Annotated in this window: 15 protein-coding genes; 9 read left to right on the top strand and 6 right to left on the bottom strand. The window is 67.4% G+C overall.

The genetic code is table 11. The features are described 5' to 3' along the window. Position 1 precedes the first annotated feature (1 nt). Genes RAM80_RS07020 through RAM80_RS07010 form a run of 3 tightly spaced genes read left to right on the top strand, consistent with a single transcriptional unit; the run spans position 2 to position 4066 of the window. Positions 2-1447 carry an efflux transporter outer membrane subunit gene (locus RAM80_RS07020; protein WP_416425499.1) on the top strand — a complete coding sequence of 482 codons (1446 nt, stop codon included), beginning with the start codon at positions 2-4 and terminating at the stop codon, positions 1445-1447. Beyond that, positions 1444-2574: an HlyD family secretion protein gene (locus RAM80_RS07015; protein WP_416425498.1), complete on the top strand. Its 1131-nt coding sequence runs from the start codon at positions 1444-1446 to the stop codon at positions 2572-2574. The genes RAM80_RS07020 and RAM80_RS07015 overlap by 4 nt, the downstream gene beginning before the upstream one ends. Then, positions 2564-4066, top strand: a complete 1503-nt coding sequence (locus tag RAM80_RS07010; protein ID WP_416425497.1) for an MDR family MFS transporter — start codon at positions 2564-2566, stop codon at positions 4064-4066. Before RAM80_RS07015 ends, RAM80_RS07010 begins: the two co-directional genes overlap by 11 nt. A gap of 40 nt (positions 4067-4106) precedes the next feature. Here RAM80_RS07010 and RAM80_RS07005 read toward each other — a convergent pair whose 3' ends face one another. Next, positions 4107-4466 carry a helix-turn-helix domain-containing protein gene (locus RAM80_RS07005; protein ID WP_416425496.1) on the bottom strand — a complete coding sequence of 120 codons (360 nt, stop codon included), beginning with the start codon at positions 4464-4466 and terminating at the stop codon, positions 4107-4109. Next, positions 4466-4768 (bottom strand): type II toxin-antitoxin system HigB family toxin, encoded by a 303-nt coding sequence (locus RAM80_RS07000; RefSeq protein ID WP_416425495.1) that lies wholly within the window; start codon positions 4766-4768, stop codon positions 4466-4468. Before RAM80_RS07000 ends, RAM80_RS07005 begins: the two co-directional genes overlap by 1 nt. Before the next feature lie 273 nt (positions 4769-5041). Here RAM80_RS07000 and RAM80_RS06995 point away from each other — a divergent pair, with 273 nt between their 5' ends. The 4 genes from RAM80_RS06995 (at position 5042) to RAM80_RS06980 (ending at position 8628) form a co-directional block, all read left to right on the top strand. Next, complete coding sequence (locus tag RAM80_RS06995; protein ID WP_416425494.1) at positions 5042-5908, top strand: alpha/beta fold hydrolase; 867 nt, start codon at positions 5042-5044, stop codon at positions 5906-5908. 29 nt (positions 5909-5937) lie between these two features. Beyond that, a complete protein-coding gene (locus tag RAM80_RS06990; protein ID WP_416425493.1) occupies positions 5938-7209 on the top strand; it encodes a glycosyltransferase in 1272 nt (423 codons plus the stop codon). A 98-nt stretch (positions 7210-7307) separates the two neighbouring features. Further along, positions 7308-8033 carry an autoinducer binding domain-containing protein gene (locus RAM80_RS06985; RefSeq protein ID WP_416425492.1) on the top strand — a complete coding sequence of 242 codons (726 nt, stop codon included), beginning with the start codon at positions 7308-7310 and terminating at the stop codon, positions 8031-8033. Positions 8034-8052: 19 nt separating this feature from the next. Further along, complete coding sequence (locus RAM80_RS06980; protein ID WP_416427429.1) at positions 8053-8628, top strand: acyl-homoserine-lactone synthase; 576 nt, start codon at positions 8053-8055, stop codon at positions 8626-8628. Here the strand turns inward: RAM80_RS06980 and RAM80_RS06975 are convergent. Further along, positions 8625-10070 carry a flavin-containing monooxygenase gene (locus tag RAM80_RS06975; protein ID WP_416425491.1) on the bottom strand — a complete coding sequence of 482 codons (1446 nt, stop codon included), beginning with the start codon at positions 10068-10070 and terminating at the stop codon, positions 8625-8627. The two genes, RAM80_RS06980 and RAM80_RS06975, sit on opposite strands and share 4 nt — an antisense overlap. 199 nt (positions 10071-10269) lie before the next feature. Here RAM80_RS06975 and RAM80_RS06970 point away from each other — a divergent pair, with 199 nt between their 5' ends. After that, positions 10270-11874: an ArnT family glycosyltransferase gene (locus RAM80_RS06970; RefSeq protein WP_416425490.1), complete on the top strand. Its 1605-nt coding sequence runs from the start codon at positions 10270-10272 to the stop codon at positions 11872-11874. A gap of 127 nt (positions 11875-12001) precedes the next feature. Here RAM80_RS06970 and RAM80_RS06965 read toward each other — a convergent pair whose 3' ends face one another. From RAM80_RS06965 to RAM80_RS06955, 3 genes are all read right to left on the bottom strand, one after another. Next, positions 12002-12643, bottom strand: a complete 642-nt coding sequence (locus tag RAM80_RS06965) for a histidine phosphatase family protein (RefSeq protein WP_416425489.1) — start codon at positions 12641-12643, stop codon at positions 12002-12004. Between the two features lie 105 nt (positions 12644-12748). Then, the gene (locus RAM80_RS06960) at positions 12749-14158 is read right to left on the bottom strand and encodes a sensor histidine kinase (protein WP_416425488.1); all 1410 of its coding nucleotides are present in this window, start codon (positions 14156-14158) and stop codon (positions 12749-12751) included. Beyond that, on the bottom strand, positions 14136-14828 hold the full coding sequence (locus tag RAM80_RS06955; protein ID WP_416425487.1) for a response regulator transcription factor: 693 nt from the start codon (positions 14826-14828) through the stop codon (positions 14136-14138). Before RAM80_RS06955 ends, RAM80_RS06960 begins: the two co-directional genes overlap by 23 nt. A gap of 141 nt (positions 14829-14969) precedes the next feature. Here RAM80_RS06955 and RAM80_RS06950 point away from each other — a divergent pair, with 141 nt between their 5' ends. Further along, positions 14970-15641 (top strand): response regulator transcription factor, encoded by a 672-nt coding sequence (locus tag RAM80_RS06950; protein WP_416425486.1) that lies wholly within the window; start codon positions 14970-14972, stop codon positions 15639-15641. Positions 15642-15819: the final 178 nt, after the last annotated feature.

The raw sequence follows: 15819 nt of genomic DNA, 5'->3' as shown, positions 1-15819 counted from the left end.
GATGTTCGCTCCCCGGTTTCGTCCCTTCCTGTGGCTGTTGATGGCCACGCTGCCCGCCTGCAGCTCATGGACCCACCATGAGCCTGCACGCTCGACCCTGGCCGGCGTCAACCCGCTGCAGCAGCTACCGGCGCAGGTCACCGACCAGCCCCTGCCAGCCCAATGGTGGCAGCTGTACCACGACCCGCGCCTAAACGGCCTGGTGCAGCAGGCCTTGGCCCATAACCGCGACCTGGCCGCCGCCCAGGCCCATGTGCAGGCGCTGCTGGGTGGCCTGCATGAGGCCGATGCGCAGCGGTGGCCGAGCACCGACGTGCAGCTGGGCGCCAGTTATGGCAAGACCGCCGATGACCAGACCCTGGCCAGGGCTACCGGCAGCCACGCGCCGGCCCAGTGGGAGTTCAACCCGGGGCTGGAGCTGGCCTACCAGGTGGACGTGTGGGGCCAGGTGCGCCAGGCCATTGAGCACGCCCAGGCCAACGCCGAGGCCGCCGCGGCCGCCGAGGACCAGCTGCGCGTCACCGTCGCGGCGCAGACCACCCGCGCCTATGTCAACGCCTGCGCCCTGGGGGGGCGCGCGGCCGTACAGCGCCAGTCGTTGCAAGTGTTGGGCGACAGCGTGCGCTTGCTGCAACGCCAGCGCCGGGGCGGGGTGGTCACCGATTTCGAGGTGTCGCGCATGCAGGCCTTGCAGGGCCAGACCCAGGCGTTGCTGCCGATGCTGGAGGCACGGCGCCAGGCCGCGGTGTTCGAGCTGGCGACGCTGACCGGCAACAGCAACCCCGATCCGCTCAGTTGCCAGCAGGTACCGCGGCTCGACGCCGACCTGCCGGTGGGCGACGGCTGGCAGTGGCTGGCCCGGCGCCCGGACATCCGCCAGGCCCGCCGCGAGCTGCAGGCCGCCGGCCTGCAAGTGGGCATCACCCAGGCCGACCTTTACCCCAAGGTCAGCTTCGGCGCCTCGCTGACCTCGTCCAGCCACCCGCTGAACGAGCTGGGCAGCAGCCAGGCGGTGATGTTCGGCATCGGCCCGCTGATCAGCTGGCAGTTCCCCAACCGTGCCGCCAACCGCGCCCGCGTCGAACAGGCCAAGGCCCTGGAGCAGGGCAGCCTGGCGCGCTTCGACGGCCAGGTGCTGCTGGCGCTGCAACAGGTGCGCCAGGCCCTGGCCCTCTACGACGGTGAACGCCAGCGCCATGCCGCGCTGGCCCAGGCCCTGGCCGACAGCCAGCGCGCCTTCGAGCTGGCCCAGCGCAACTACCGCGCCGGCGCCCTGGATTTTCTCGACGTGCTCGACAGCGAGCGCGAACTGGTAGCCCTGCAGGCCCAGGTCGCCGACGCCGACGGCCAACTGCTGCAACGCCAGATCACCCTGTTCGCCGCCCTGGGTGGCGGCTGGCAACGCCCTGACACTCTTCCTGCCACTGCCGATGGAACCCCCCGATGAACATTGCCGCCGACGACATCACCCATCGTGAACAGCAACTGCTGGCCCGCCGGGCGGCGCGCCGCCGGCAGTTGCAGCTGGGCGCCGGGGTGCTGGGGCTATGCCTGGCCGTGGGCTACGGCGGTTATTGGTGGCTGACCGGGCGTTACCTGGAAAGCACCGACGACGCCTACGTGCGTGCCGACTGGGTGCCGGTAAGCGCGCGCATCAACGGCTATGTGGCCCAGGTGCTGGTGGCCGACGACCAGCCGGTCAAGGCCGGCGACGTGCTGGTGCGCATCGACGACCGCGACTACCAGGCGCGCCTGGCCGCCGCTACCGCCAGCGTCGCCGAAGCCGACGCTTCGGTGCAGGCCGCCCAGGCCAGCCTGACGGTGGCCCACGAGCGGGTGGCCGAACAGCAGGCGGCCATCGCCCAGGCGGCGGCGCTGGCCGAGGGCGCCAGCGCCGAAGCCCGCCGCGCCGGCCTCGACCGCCAGCGCTACCAGGGCCTGGTGCGCGACCAGGCGGCCAGCGCCCAGCGCCTGGAAAGCGCCGAGTCGAGCTTCGCCCAGGCCCGTGCCGCGCTGCAGGCGGCCCAGGCCCGGCAGCATCAGCAGGACCTGGCGCTGAACGTCGCCCGCAGCCGTGAACAGCTGGCCCAGGCCGCCGTGCAGCAACAGCTGGCGCGCCAAGCCCAGGCCCGGGCGCAGCTGGCGTTGGCGCGCAATGCCCTGGAGGACACGCTGGTGCGCGCGCCCATCGACGGCGTGGTCGGCCAGCGCAAGGTGCGCGAACGCCAGTACCTGGCCCCCGGCCTGCCATTGCTGGCGGTGGTGCCGGTGCAGCAGGCCTATGTGGTGGCCAACTTCAAGGAAACCCAGTTGCAGCACATGCGCCCCGGGCAGTCGGTGGAGCTGCGCGTGGACAGCTTCGGCGGCCAGCGCCTGCACGGCCACGTGGCGAGCTTCTCGCCCGGCTCGGGGGCGGTGTTCGCGCTGCTGCCGTCGGACAACGCCACCGGCAACTTCACCAAGATTGTCCAGCGCTTCCCGGTGCGCATCCTGCTGGACAAGGCCGCGGATGGCGCGCCGATCCTGCCGGGCATGTCGGTAGTGGCCACGGTGGACACCCGCGATGAGCGCTGAACAGGCGGTCTCCCTGCGCGCCTGGGTGGCGGTGATCGGCGGGCTGTTCGGCTGCTTCATGGCCGGCATGAACGTGCACGTCACCAGCGCCGCCCTGCCGGAAATCGAAGGTGCACTGGGCGCCACCTTCCAGGAGGGCTCGTGGATTTCCACCGCCTACCTGGTGGCAGAAATCGTGATGATCCCGTTGACGGCCTGGCTGGTGGAGGTGTTCTCCCTGCGGCGAGTGATGCTGGTGGGTGCGTTCATTTTCCTGCTGGCCTCGGTGGCCTGCTCGCTGGCGCCGAACCTGGCGGTGATGATCGCCATCCGCGTGGTGCAGGGCGCGGCGGGCGCGGTGCTGATCCCGCTGTCGTTCCAGCTGATCATCACCCAGTTGCCGGCGAGCAAGGTGCCCATGGGCATGGCCCTGTTCAGCCTGGCCAACAGCGTGGCCCAGGCGGCGGGGCCGTCCATTGGCGGCTGGCTGACCGACGCCTACAGCTGGCGCTGGATTTTCTACCTGCAACTGGTCCCGGGGGTGTTGCTGCTGATGGCCATCGCCTGGGCCATCGACGCCAGCCCCACGAAGCTGGCGCTGCTCAAGCGCGGCGACTGGTTCGGCATCGCGGCGATGATCATCGGCCTGGGCGGCCTGCAGATCGTGCTGGAGGAGGGCGGCCGCGAGGACTGGTTCGGCTCGGACTTCATCGTCGCCATGAGCTGGGTGTCGGGGCTGGCGCTGGTGTATTTCGTCTGGTCGCAGCTGTACGGCAGCCGCGCGTTCATCAACCTGCGGCTGCTCAAGGGCTACAACTTCGGCGTGGCCAGCGTGGCCATGTTCATCTTCGGTGGCATGACCTTCGGCCTGGTCTTCCTGGTGCCCAACTACCTGTCCCAGCAGCAGGGCTACAACGCCAGCGAGATCGGCGTCAGCCTGATCCTGTATGGCCTGGTGCAGTTGCTGCTGGCGCCGCTGATGCCGGCGCTGATGCGCGTGCTCAACCCCAAGCTGATGGTGGCCGGGGGCTTCCTGATCATGGCCCTGGGCTGTTACCTGGGCGCGTTCCTGGACGCCGACAGCGCCGCCAATGTCATCGTGCCGTCGGTGGTGGTGCGCGGCATTGGCCAGCCGCTGATCATGGTGGCGCTGTCGGTGCTGGCGGTGGCGGGGCTGAGCAAGGCCGAGGCCGGCTCGGCGTCGGCGCTGTTCTCGATGCTGCGCAACCTGGGCGGCGCCGTGGTCACCGCCGCCCTGGCCCAGGCCGTGGACGTGCGCGAGCGGGTGCACAGCGAGCGCATCGGCGAGGCCCTGAACGTGTTCGCCGCGCCCGTGCAGGAACGCCTGGGCGGCCTGCTCGACCCGTCGCTGCCCGAACAGCAGCAGAGCCTGGCGCTGATGCTGGCCAGCGTCCGCCACCAGGCGTACCTGATGGCCTACAGCGATGCGTTCTACGTGGCGTTCGTGGCGCTGGCGGGGTGCGCGGTGGCGGCGTTGCTGATGCGCCGCTAGGACGCGGCCTGGCGGCCGCTGCTACAGGGAGATTGTGTGGTCAGACTACGCCTTGCAGCAGGCTCTCGTAAGGGATGCGCAGGCCATCGTGTAGCCTTTTGATCATTCGCAGGCTCAGCGGCCGTTTGCCGTTCAACACTTCTGAAACCCGACCACTGGGACCGATGTACGCTTCCAGGTCCCGCGGCGTGAGCCCCTGCTGTTCCATGCGGAACTTGATGGCTTCGATTGGATTGGAAGGCGGCATGGGGAAGCGCACCCCTTCATATTTCTCGATGAGCAGGGTCAGGATTTCCAGCTCGTCGCCTTCAGGCGAGCCCACCGGTGCATTCCACAGATGTTCAACACGGGCGAGGGCTTGGGCAAGGTCGTCGTCGGAGTGAATGGGCTTGATGTTCATTAGACAGTCTCCGCGTTGATTGCATCGTACTGGACGTGGGTGCCGACGAACCGGATGAAACCGATCTGGCGTTCGAAGTCGATGGCCAGGATAACTCGATATTTATTGCCGCCAATGTTGAAAACTACCCTGCCGCCTTTGAGGACACTCGCAGTGCGTAACTGCGCCTTCAGCTCCTGGGGAGTGCGGTAAGCAGCTTTCTCCATGTGCCTGAACCATTCCGTAAGCGGAACCATGGCATCCGTGCAAGCAGGATTCATTTCCCAGAACTGGCGCAAGGTTCCTTTTGCGATAATTCGCACTGTGGCGGTTCTCCCGTTTTGGGAGATGATATTCCTAACCTTCCAAAAGTTCAATCTTTCGCCCCCCACCTACCTGATCAGGTAGTTGTTCCATTGCGCCATCACGCCGAGAATCACTTCCATTGGCAGCCAGTGTTTGCGCTGCCCGCCTGCTTTGCAAAGCCCTCGCCGTCTCACAACAACAAGGACGAACCTTTGCCCGCTGCGCCTGTAACCGGGGGCGCGTCGGGCTTCTATGCACGCAAATGGATGATTCAAGTGAGAGGTAATGACATGCGACACGACAACTTCGTGGTCGAGGGGCTGTACAAGGATTACAAGGTCTACGTCGAACGCCTGGGCAACGACCCGCGGCGCAAGAACGTGCTGTGCGTCAACGGCGCCATGGCCACCACCACCTCCTTCACCCGCGCGGCGAAGGTGATGGCCGAGCACTTCAACGTGTTCCTGTTCGACCTGCCGTTCGCCGGCCGCTCCCGCGAGCACAACTGCCAGCAGCACCTGGTGACCAAGGACGACGAGGTGCAGCTGCTGTTGGCGCTGATCGAGCGCTTCGAGATCCACCACCTGGCCTCGGCTTCGTGGGGCGGCATCTCGACGCTGCTGGCGCTCAGCCACAACCCCGAGTCCATCGACAGCTCGGTGGTGATGGCCTTCGCGCCGACCCTGAACAAGGCCATGCTCGACTACGTCAACAAGGCCCGCCTGTTGATTGAAAGCGACAGCAAGTCCGACATCGGCCACCTGCTCAACGACACCGTGGGCCGCTACCTGCCGCCGCGCCTCAAGGCCAGCAACCACCAGCACATGGCGTCGCTGGCCACCGGCGAATACCACCAGGCCAAGTTCCACATCGAGCAGGTGCTGCAGCTGGGTGGCGGTGGCTATCTGGAGCGCCTGGGCAGCATCAACAGCCACGTGCATTTCATCAACGGCCTGTGGGACGAGTACACCAGCCCGGCCGATGCGCTGAATTTCGCCAAGCACGTGCCCAGCTGCAGCTTCGCTGTGCTCGAAGGCACCGGCCATTTCCTCGACCTGGAGTCGCGCCTGGCGGCTGCCCGCGTGCACCGCGCGCTGATGGGCCATCTGCTGTCGGTGCCGTGGAAGCCCATGGTGGCCCAGGCGCGGTACGCCTGAGTGAACGTTTTTTCGAGTGAGGTATGCCCATGCAGGTAATCATGGTGGCCATCGGTTCGGCCGGTGACGTTTATCCCTTCATTGGCCTGGGCAAGGCCCTGGTCGAACAGGGCCACGGGGTGACCTTGTGCAGCATGCCGGCGTTCCAGGCGGCCATCGAGCAGCAGGGGCTGGAGTTCGTCCCGGTGTGCGACGAGCAGACCTACCGCCAGGCCATGGACGACCCGCGCCTGTGGGAGCCCAAGACCTCGTTCGGCACCCTGTGGCAGGCCATCGCCGGCATGCTGGAGCCGGTGTACCGCTACGTGGCCTCGCGGCGTTTCGAGGACATCGTGGTGGTGGGCTCGCTGTGGGCGCTGGGCGCGCGCATTGCCCACGAACGCTACGGCATTCCCTACCTGTCGGTGCAAGTGTCGCCGTCGACGCTGCTGTCGGCCCACGTGCCGCCGGTGCACCCCAAGTTCAACGTCTCGCCGCGCATGCCGCTGTCGCTGCGCAAATGGCTGTGGCGGGGCATCGAATACCTGAGCCTGGACCGCACCTGCGCCCCGGCCATTGACGCGCTGCGCCACAAGGTCGGCCTGACCGGCACCGTGCAGCGGGTGTTCAGCCAGTGGCTGCACGCGCCCCAAGGCGTGCTGTGCCTGTTTCCCGACTGGTTCGCCGCACCGCAGCCGGATTGGCCACGCCCGCTGAACATGGTCGGCTTCCCGCTGTACGACGGCAGCCAGGGGGGCGAGCTGGACCCGCAGGTGCAGGCGTTCCTGGCGGCCGGGCCGGCGCCGGTGGTGTTCACCCAGGGCTCGACCACGCATTTCGACCAGCGTTTCTACCGCCTGGCCATCAGCGCGCTGGCCAAGCTGGGTGCCCGCGGCATTTTCCTCACCGGTGACCGCGAGGCCATCAGCGACCTGCCCGCCAGCGTGCTGCAATGCCGCTACGCGCCGATGTCCACCTTGCTGCCCCATTGCGCGGCGCTGGTGCACCCGGCGGGCGTCGGGGCCATGAGCCTGGCGTTGGCGGCGGGCATTCCCCAGGTGGTGCTGCCCGTGGCCCACGACCAGTTCGACAACGCCGAGCGCCTGGTGCGCCTGGGCGCCGGGGTAAGGCTGAAGCTGCCGCTGGGCGAGCATGACCTGCTCGAAGCGCTGCTGCACGTGCGCAGCGACCCGGCCATCCGCCGCGCCTGCGTGCTCGCCCACCAGCGCTCGGTGGCCAGCGATGCCTGCGCGCAAGCCGTGGAACTGATTGAAGAATGCCACGGCCGCTACAGCGCCCGTGCATTGTCACAAGCGGGCTGAGGTGGCGGATTATTGACGTATTGTAATCAGACATTTCATTGACACAGAGCGACGGTGCGTTAGATTCCCTGCAAGGATGGGAAATCGAGAGCAGAGTCATGGGCAAGGACAGCGATCTGGTGCGATGGGCGAACGAGCTCCGCGCCGAGATGCTCGCACAACAGCACATCTGGCAGGTGCTGACGGTGCTGGACCGTGAGGTGCATCGATTGGGCTTCGACTATTACGCCTGCGGCATCCGTCACCTGGTGCCGTTCACGCGACCGACCACCGAGGTCATCGGTTCCTACCCCGGTGACTGGCTGGAGCATTACCAGGCGCAGGACTATGCGCGGGTCGACCCCTCGATCCTGCATGGCCTGCGTTCCAGCGACATGGTGGTGTGGGACGACGCGCTGTTTCGCGAGTGCCGGCAGCTGTGGGGCGAGGCCCGTGACAACGGCCTGCGGGTCGGCGCCACCTTGCCGCTGCGCACCACCAACCAGACCTTGAGCGTGCTGTCGGTAGCCCGCCACGACGAGAAGATCGGCGAGGTGGAAAGCGAAGTGGTGCGCCTGCACCTGCGCTACCTGATCGAGCAGACCATGCAGCGCCTCGCCGAGCTGGGCCACCCCATGCTCTCGCAGCCGTCCATCAGCCTCAGCCAGCGCGAGCGCGAGGTGCTGCAATGGACCGCCGACGGCAAGAGCTCCGGCGAAATCGCGCTGATCCTCGACATCTCGATCAATACCGTCAACTTTCACCTCAAGGCCATCCTGAAAAAATTCAAGGCGACCAGCAAGACCCTGGCCGCGGCGCATGCCGCCATGCTGGGGCTGCTTTAAGACAAGGAAATCACACTTGATGGTGCAGATAATCAGCAAACGCTACAGCGAACTGTCGGCGCCGCTGCGCGACGCCCTGGGGCGTTACCGCCACCGGGTGTTCATCGAGCAGATGGGCTGGGACGTGCGCAGCACCTCGCCGCTGGCGGGGCGCGAGTTCGACCAGTTCGACCATCCCGGCACGCGCTACATCATTGCCCTCGACGAACATGGCCAGGTGCGTGGCTGCGCACGCCTGCTGCCCACCCTGGAGCCCTACCTGCTGGGCGAGGTGTTCGACTACCTGTGCGACGAAACCCCGCCGGCCAACCGCGGCACCTGGGAGATCTCGCGGTTCGCCGCCCAGGCCGACCAGGACCCGCGCCTGGCCATGCGCGTGTTCTGGACCACCCTGCATGCTGCCTGGGAGCTGGGTGCCAAGGCCGTGGTGGCGGTGACCACGGCGTCGCTGGAGCGCTATTTCCAGCGCAATGGCGTGGTCCAGGCGCGCCTGGGCGAGGCGCGCAAGGTCAAGGGCGAGCGCCTGGTGGCGTTGCATTTCGACGCCTGGCAGCCCAATGGCGTGCGGGAGCTGGGGCTGGGCGAAGTGGCCTAGTGGAACACCAGGCCCTGGGCATTCATGCCGCCCAGGCGGAACGCCAGGTAGTCGGCCAGGTAGTTCTGCCGCAGCCGCCAGGGCGCCCGCGCGCCTTGTTTGGGCAGGCCGTCGAGGGCGCGCAGCACGTAGCCTGAATTGATGTCCAGCAAGGGCCGGCGCTCGCCGCCGGCATCGGCCAACTGCGCGCGGCACTCACGGTAGCCATGGCGATGCATGTGGTTGAGCAGCCGGCACACCTGGCGTGACGACAGGTCGGCGCGCAGGGTCCAGGACGCGTTGGTGTAGCCCACGCAGAACGCCAGGTTCGGCACCCCGTCCAGCAGCAGCCCCTGCCACGCCAGGCGCTGGCCCAGGTCCACCGGCTGGCCGTCGACGCTCAGCTGCATGCCGCCGCAGGCCTGCAACTTAAGGCCAGTGGCGGTAATGATGATGTCGGCGGGCAGGCGCTTGCCGGAGGCCAGCAGCAGGCCGTCGGCCTCGACGCTGGCGATGGTGTCGGTGACCACCTGGGCCTTGCCGCTGGCGATGGCGCGGAACAGGTCGCCGTCGGGCACGATGCACAGGCGTTGGTCCCAGGGCGCGTAGCGGGGCTTGAAGTGGGTGTCCACGGCATAGCCGCGGGGCAGGGCGCGCTTGACTCCCAGGCGCAATAGCCGGCTCGACAGGTTGGGCAGGCGCCGGCACAGCTGGAACAGCGCCTGCCCGGCCAGGGCGTTTTTCCAGCGCGCCAGGCTGCCGGCCAAGCGTGCGGGCAGGGCGCGGCGCAGCCAGTTGGCCAGCAGGTCGCGGGCGGGCAGGGCCAGCACATAGCTGGGCGAGCGTTGCAGCAGCGTCACCTGCCGCGCGCTGGCCGCCAGCGCTGGCACCAGGGTCACGGCGGTGGCGCCGCTGCCGATCACCACCACGTCGCGGTGGCTGCAGTCCAGGTCGGCCGGCCACTGCTGCGGGTGCACCCAACGGCCGCGGAATTGCGCCTCGCCGGGGAAGGCGGGGCGATGGCCCTGGGCGTAGTCGTAGTAGCCACAGCACAGGTACAGGAAGTTGCAGTGATACTGCCGCGTGACGCCGGCCACCTCGACCTCCAGGGTCCAGCGCGCCGCCTGTGAATCCCAGGCGGCGCCCAGCACCCGCTGGCCGAAGCGGATATGCCGGTCGATGTCACCCTCGCGGGCGGTGTCACGCAGGTAGGCATGGATGGCCGCGCCGTCGGCGATCGACGCCGGCCCCTGCCAGGGCCGGAAGGGGTAGCTGAGGGTGAACATGTCCGAGTCCGAACGGATGCCGGGGTAGCGGAACAGGTCCCAGGTGCCGCCCAACGTGTCGCGGGCTTCCAGCACCGCGTAGCGGCGGCCGGGGCACTGGGCCTGCAGGCGCCAGGCGGCGCCGATGCCCGACAGCCCGGCACCGACGATGAGCACGTCGAAGGCTTCGATTGTCATGATCTTCCTTGTCGTAACCTGTAATGATTGCAGCCCGCGTCATTGACTGCGCGATGACACAAATTTCATAACTTCTCACTGATACTGTGCGCGCTCCCAACAATAAACGGAATTGCTTCGATGGGTACCCGATTGGTCCAGCTGCTGTCGTTCATTACCATCACCGGCCTTGTGTTCCTGACGCTTACAGGAATAGCCAATGCTTGAGTTGCCTGCCAACGCTTCACGTGGAATCGCCCGCCAGGCCTGGTGGGCCGGGTTGGTCGCCCTGGTGCTGTTCATGGCCGGCGCCTGGGGCATGGCCCCCATCGGTTTCGATTCGCGCTTCGTCATGTTCGCCGAGGAAATGCTGCGCCATGGCCTGACGTTCTTCCCCACCACCTATGGCGAGCCGTACGCCGACTACTCGGCCACCTCGACGTTCTTCATCTACCTGTTCTCGCGGCCGTTCGGCGAGGTCACCAGCTTCAGCGCCTGGCTGCCCAGCGGCATTGCCGCCGCGGTCACCGTGGCCTTGCTGTACCGGTTGGTGGCCCCGTATTCGCGGCGCTGGGCGCTGATCAGCATCGCCCTGATGGCGCTGAGCGGCACCTTTGTCATGGAAACCCGGGCGGTGTCCCAGGACCTGATGCTGGCGGCGGTGAGCCTGGCGGTGTTCTACCTGGGCTACGCCCATGACCATTTCCACACCCCCCGGCGCCTGTGGGCGCTGCTGGCGCTGGTGGTGCTGGGCTTCGCCATTCGCGGGCCGATCGGCCTGGTGGTGCCCACCGGCATGCTGTGCAGTTATTACCTGCTCCACGGCCAGTGGAAGCGTCTGTTCGCCTTCGGTTTCAGCGCCCTGGCGCTGTTGGGCCTGTGCGTGGGCCTGCTGCTGTGGCTGGCACGCCTGAGTGGGGGCGACGCCTTTGTCGCCGACGTGATTCACATGCAGGTGGGCGGGCGTATCGACGGCAGCGAAGGCGCCAGTGGCCCGCTGTACTACTTCATCAGTTCCCTGGGCAACTACGCCCTGGCGTACCCGCTGGCGCTGCTGGTGCTGGCCGGTGCCTGGTTCGCCGGGCCGGCGCGCCAGGGGCCAGGGCTGCAGCTGCTCAAGTGCTGCGCGGTGGCGGGGCTGATCGTGTTGCTGGGGCTGTCGGTGCCCCAGGCGAAGAAGGCCCGCTATGTGCTGCCGATGCTGCCCATGGCGGCGGTGATCGCCGGTTATCCCTTCCACCGCCTGGGCGGGCGCGTGTTCGCCTGGCTGCGCGGGCTGATGCAGGGGCTGTGGCTGGTCATGCCCGGCCTGCTGCTGGCCGGGGTGCTGGTGGCGCATCATCGTTTCCCGCAATGGCTGCCCCACGTCACCGCGCCGGCCGTGGTGCTGGGCCTGTTGCAGGCGGTGGCCGTGGCTTGGCTGCTGCGCGCCAACGGCCGTGCGGTGGGCCTGGCGTTTTGCGCGGTGCTGGCGCTGTGGTCCAGCTACATCCTGGTGTTCGAACCGGTGGAGCAGGTGATGTATGACACCCGCACCTTCAGCCAGGCCGTGGACCAGGCCGTGCAGCACGACCCGGCACCGCTGGTGCTGCATGGCATGGGCAAGGACGCCAAGGCGATCAAGTTCATGGTCAACATCGATCGTGACCTGCTGCCGCAGTTCACCGATAGCCCGGCGCAACTGGCTGCCCTGCCGAGCGGTACCTGGGTAATGATGGAAGCCAAGGACCGCGAGCTGCTCAAGGGCACGCCCCTGGGCACCCAGGCCCCGGTGCTGGCCGGCAGTTTCGACAAGGATGACTACGTGCTGCTGCGCGCCCCATGAAGCACCCCCAACCCACGTAGCAGCTGCCGCAGGCGGCGTCTGGTTCGCTGCGGTGTGCCGGGAGAAACGCGGGGTCTGGGACGCGGCCTTTGGCCGCTGCTACGGGGGGAATCCGGGTTCGCGGTGGCTAGTGCTTGAGCGCCACGTCCCAGCCATCGGCGTTCATCACGCCCAGGGAGCTTGCCTGGTTGTGGGCGTCGATGGCGACGAAGAACGCGGTGCCGTAGTCGCTGGCTTCGGCGTGTTCGAAGTCCAGCTGCGCTTCCAGCTTGCTGATGCAGTCACTGTGGGTGACCAACACCAGGTTGCGGTGCGCCTGCTTGTGCGCCAGGGCGTCCTGCAGCAGGGTCTTGCGGTTGCACACCCGTAGCCATTCCTGGCTCTGGTTGGCCGCGCCGAACATGCCCTGGCCGGTCTGCGCGGTGCGCGTGGTGGGGCTGCTGATGACGTCGGTGTTGGCCATGCCCAGGGTGCGGAAACCGTCGCCGATGCGCGTGGCCATGGCCTGGCCGTCATGGGTAATGCCGTCGGCGGCGTTCATGCAGGCCGCGTCCGAGCGGTCGCAACGCTCCGCATGGCGCACCAGCACAATCACGTCGCCGGCCGCCCAGTGCTGCTGCACCCCGGCAGCCGCGAGGTTGCCAGGCTCGCCCAGGTCCAGCGGCGAGCGTGGCCACAGAACGAAACCGGCGATCAGGGCCGGTACCACCGCGATGGCAGTACCGATCAGAAGCTTGCGCATCAGCTTGCGCTGCGGGGGTACCGTCATGGCCGAATTCCGAAGAAGCGTGCAAAGAGTATTGGACACTATTGGCCAGAAAGTGCCCTGGCCGTGAAAACGTTGTGAAAATATCGAAAATTCGTGAACAGCCTCTCACTGCCTACCTATACCGGAGCTGTCAGCCCGCGCAAATGCCGACAGATGGAGCGGTTTGCCAGCCAGTTCGATGATGCACCCCGGCGCCCCCTCCCGCACCTGCAGGTGCAGGTCGTGCAGGCGGGCCACCGCGGCCACCATGCTCAGGCCCAGGCCGTTGCCCACGGTGTGGCGGCTGCTTTCGGAGCGGTACAGGCGGCGGAACACCGCTTCGCGCTCGGCTTCGGGAATGCCCGGGCCGGTGTCGCTGACCTGCAACGCCACGCTGTCGCTGCTCTGGGACAGCGCCACCACCACACGGGCGCCGTCGGGGGAGAACTTGATGGCGTTGTCCAGCAGGTTGCAGGTGGCGTCGAACAGCAGCTGCGCATCGCCGGCAAGCATGGCCGGGCCGTCGCTTTCCAATAGCGTAAGCTCGATGCCACGCTCCTCGGCCAGGGGCTCGAAGAACTCCACGGCGTCGGCGCCGATGCGGTTCAGGTCCACCGGCGCGAAGTGGCTGCGGCGGGCGCTGTCCTCGATCTCGGAAATGCGCAGCAGGGCGCGGAAGGTCATCAGCAGGCCCTTGGCCTCGCCCAGGGCCGAGTCGATGGTCTGCGCGTATTCTTCTTCGCGCAGGCCGCGCCGCTGGGCGCGTTCCAGCCCGGCGATCAGGCGGGTGAGCGGGGTGCGCAGGTCATGGGCGATGTCGTCGCACACGCCTTTCACCTCGCTCATCAACCGTTCCAGCTCGTCGAGCATGCCGTTGACCACTCGCGCGATACGGTCGATGTCGTCGTGGCTGCCGCGCACCGGCAGGCGCTGGCTGAGGTCGCCCTCGACAATGCCGCGGATGGCGTTGCCCAGGGCGTTCAGGCGCAGGCGCGTGGAGTTGCCCAGCCAGATCGCGCCTAGCAGGCCCACCACCAGCAGTAGTACGCCGCCGGAGATCAGGGCGTTGACCAGCAGTTCGTCGAATTCATGGATGTCGTGCACGTCCTGGGCCACCAGCAGCTGCGTGCCGTCTTCCAGGCGGTGGACGATGAAACGGATCGGCCGGTGGTGACCGTTGGCTTTCAGCCAGCGAAACTCCTGGGGTTTGTCGTAGCCGTTGATGGCCGGCAGGCGATGAATGGCGCCGGCCAGGTAATGGCCGTTGGCGTCGAACAGCGCGTGGGGCAGGCGGCCGTCAGCGTCCTGTTGGGCGTGCTTGCGGATTTCCGCCAGGCGCAGGTCCGGCGCCTGCTGGCTGCGGTTGTCCACCTGGCGGTAGAGGTTGGCGTCGGCCTCGGCCTTCAGGTACACCGCCGTCTGCCAGTACAGGTAGCCGAACAGCGCCAGGAACGAACAGCCAAACAGCGCCAGGAACAGCACGCCGATGCGGAAGCCGCTGGTGCGGGGGATCTCACTCAGGCGCACGGAGGACATAGCCGGCTCCCCGAATGGTCTGCAGCATGGGCGCTTCGCCGTCGGCGTCGATCTTGCGGCGCAGGCGGCCGATGTGCACTTCGATGACGTTGGTGCGCTCGTCATAGCTGTAGTTCCACACCGCCTCGAACAGCATAGTGCGGGTCACTACCTCGCCGGCATGGCGGGCCAGGTGCTCCAGCAGGGCGTATTCGCGCGGCAGCAGGTCCACTTCGCGCTGGCCGCGGTGCACGCTGCGGCGCAGCAGGTCGATAGTCAGTTCGCCCACCTGCAGGCGGTTGGTCTGCTCGTTGGCCACCGGCGCGCCGCCGCGGCGCAGCAGGGCGTCCAGGCGTGCGGTCAGCTCGATGAATTCGAACGGCTTGGTCAGGTAGTCATCGCCACCGGCGCGCAGGCCGCGCACGCGCTCATCCAGCGCGCTCAAGGCGCTGAGGATCAGCACCGGGGTGGCCACGCCGGCGCTGCGCAGGGCGGTCAGCACGCCCAGGCCGTCGGTGCTGCCGGGCAGCATGCGGTCCAGCACGATCAGGTCGAACGGGTTGCTCAGGGCCTGGACGATGCCCTGGCGGCCATCGCCGGCCAGGGTCACGGTGTAGCCATGGTCATGCAGCGCCGCTTCTATTTCGCGTGCGGTGGTGGGATCGTCTTCGACGACCAGTACGTGGGTCATGGGCAGTGTCGCTCCGGCAGGCAATGGGCGAGGGCAGGGACAACACAGGGCCCCGGCTGGCATAGTGTGCGCATGCTTGGGCAAACGGCAGGTCGCCGCCAGCTAAATTTTAGTTTAGGTAACGATTGAGGAGGTCCGGCAGTGCGCATACTGGTGATCGAGGACGATGCCACCGCCGCCGGCTACCTGGTGCGCGGCCTGGCCGAGAGCGGCCACGTGGCCGACAGCGCCGACAACGGCCGCGATGGCCTGGAAATGGCCCTGGAAGGTATCTACGACGCGCTGATCGTCGACCGCAAGTTGCCGCTGCTCGATGGCCTTGAAGTGGTGCGCCAGCTGCGCGCCGAAGGCCTGCAACTGCCGGTGCTGATGCTCAGCGCCCTGGCCTCTACCGAGCAGCGGGTGGAAGGCCTGCGCGCCGGCTGCGACGACTACCTGGTCAAGCCCTACGCCTTCGTCGAGGTGGTGGCGCGCCTGCACGCGCTGCTGCGCACCGCCGGGCAGGCGCCGGGCAGCGGCGAGCACCTGAAGGTCGGCGAGCTGGAACTCGACTGCGCGGCCCGCACCGCGCGCCGCCAGGGCCGGGAAATCCGCCTGCAGTACCGTGAGTCGCTGCTGCTGGCCAAGCTGATGCGCCACAGCGGCGAGATCGTCACCCGCGACATGCTGCTGGAAAGCGCCTGGGATTACGCCTTCGACCCCAACGACAACGTGATCGACAAGCACATCTATCGCCTGCGCCGGAAATTGGACGAGGGCTTTGATACCTCGTTGATCCGCACCGTGATGGGTGCGGGGTATGTGCTCGAATAACCCGCATACCGCGTGAAGCGGACGCCGCCTGGCGGCAGCTGCTACGGGGGCATGTAGCAGCGGCCGCAGGCCGCGTCCCAGGCGCGCGTTCTTAAACAAAAGTTTATTTCCAGGCGAACGCCCTGCCAGCCCCCTCCCTATACCGTCGCAACCATTCGTGGACCCCCCGTCCACCCAA

The organism is Pseudomonas sp. App30 (assembly GCF_047947025.1).
GTDB lineage: Bacteria > Pseudomonadota > Gammaproteobacteria > Pseudomonadales > Pseudomonadaceae > Aquipseudomonas.
This window is presented reverse-complemented; position numbering and strand designations above follow the sequence as displayed.

Excerpts from the sequence above, each read along its gene's own strand:
- RAM80_RS07020 (WP_416425499.1), top strand. The coding sequence starts at position 2 with ATGTTCGCTCCCCGGTTTCGTCCCTTCCTGTGGCTGTTGATGGCCACG.
- RAM80_RS07015 (WP_416425498.1), top strand. The coding sequence starts at position 1,444 with ATGAACATTGCCGCCGACGACATCACCCATCGTGAACAGCAACTGCTG.
- RAM80_RS07010 (WP_416425497.1), top strand. The coding sequence starts at position 2,564 with ATGAGCGCTGAACAGGCGGTCTCCCTGCGCGCCTGGGTGGCGGTGATC.
- RAM80_RS07005 (WP_416425496.1), bottom strand. The coding sequence starts at position 4,466 with ATGAACATCAAGCCCATTCACTCCGACGACGACCTTGCCCAAGCCCTC.
- RAM80_RS06995 (WP_416425494.1), top strand. The coding sequence starts at position 5,042 with ATGCGACACGACAACTTCGTGGTCGAGGGGCTGTACAAGGATTACAAG.
- RAM80_RS06990 (WP_416425493.1), top strand. The coding sequence starts at position 5,938 with ATGCAGGTAATCATGGTGGCCATCGGTTCGGCCGGTGACGTTTATCCC.
- RAM80_RS06985 (WP_416425492.1), top strand. The coding sequence starts at position 7,308 with ATGGGCAAGGACAGCGATCTGGTGCGATGGGCGAACGAGCTCCGCGCC.
- RAM80_RS06980 (WP_416427429.1), top strand. The coding sequence starts at position 8,053 with ATGGTGCAGATAATCAGCAAACGCTACAGCGAACTGTCGGCGCCGCTG.
- RAM80_RS06975 (WP_416425491.1), bottom strand. The coding sequence starts at position 10,070 with ATGACAATCGAAGCCTTCGACGTGCTCATCGTCGGTGCCGGGCTGTCG.
- RAM80_RS06970 (WP_416425490.1), top strand. The coding sequence starts at position 10,270 with ATGCTTGAGTTGCCTGCCAACGCTTCACGTGGAATCGCCCGCCAGGCC.
- RAM80_RS06965 (WP_416425489.1), bottom strand. The coding sequence starts at position 12,643 with ATGACGGTACCCCCGCAGCGCAAGCTGATGCGCAAGCTTCTGATCGGT.
- RAM80_RS06960 (WP_416425488.1), bottom strand. The coding sequence starts at position 14,158 with ATGTCCTCCGTGCGCCTGAGTGAGATCCCCCGCACCAGCGGCTTCCGC.
- RAM80_RS06955 (WP_416425487.1), bottom strand. The coding sequence starts at position 14,828 with ATGACCCACGTACTGGTCGTCGAAGACGATCCCACCACCGCACGCGAA.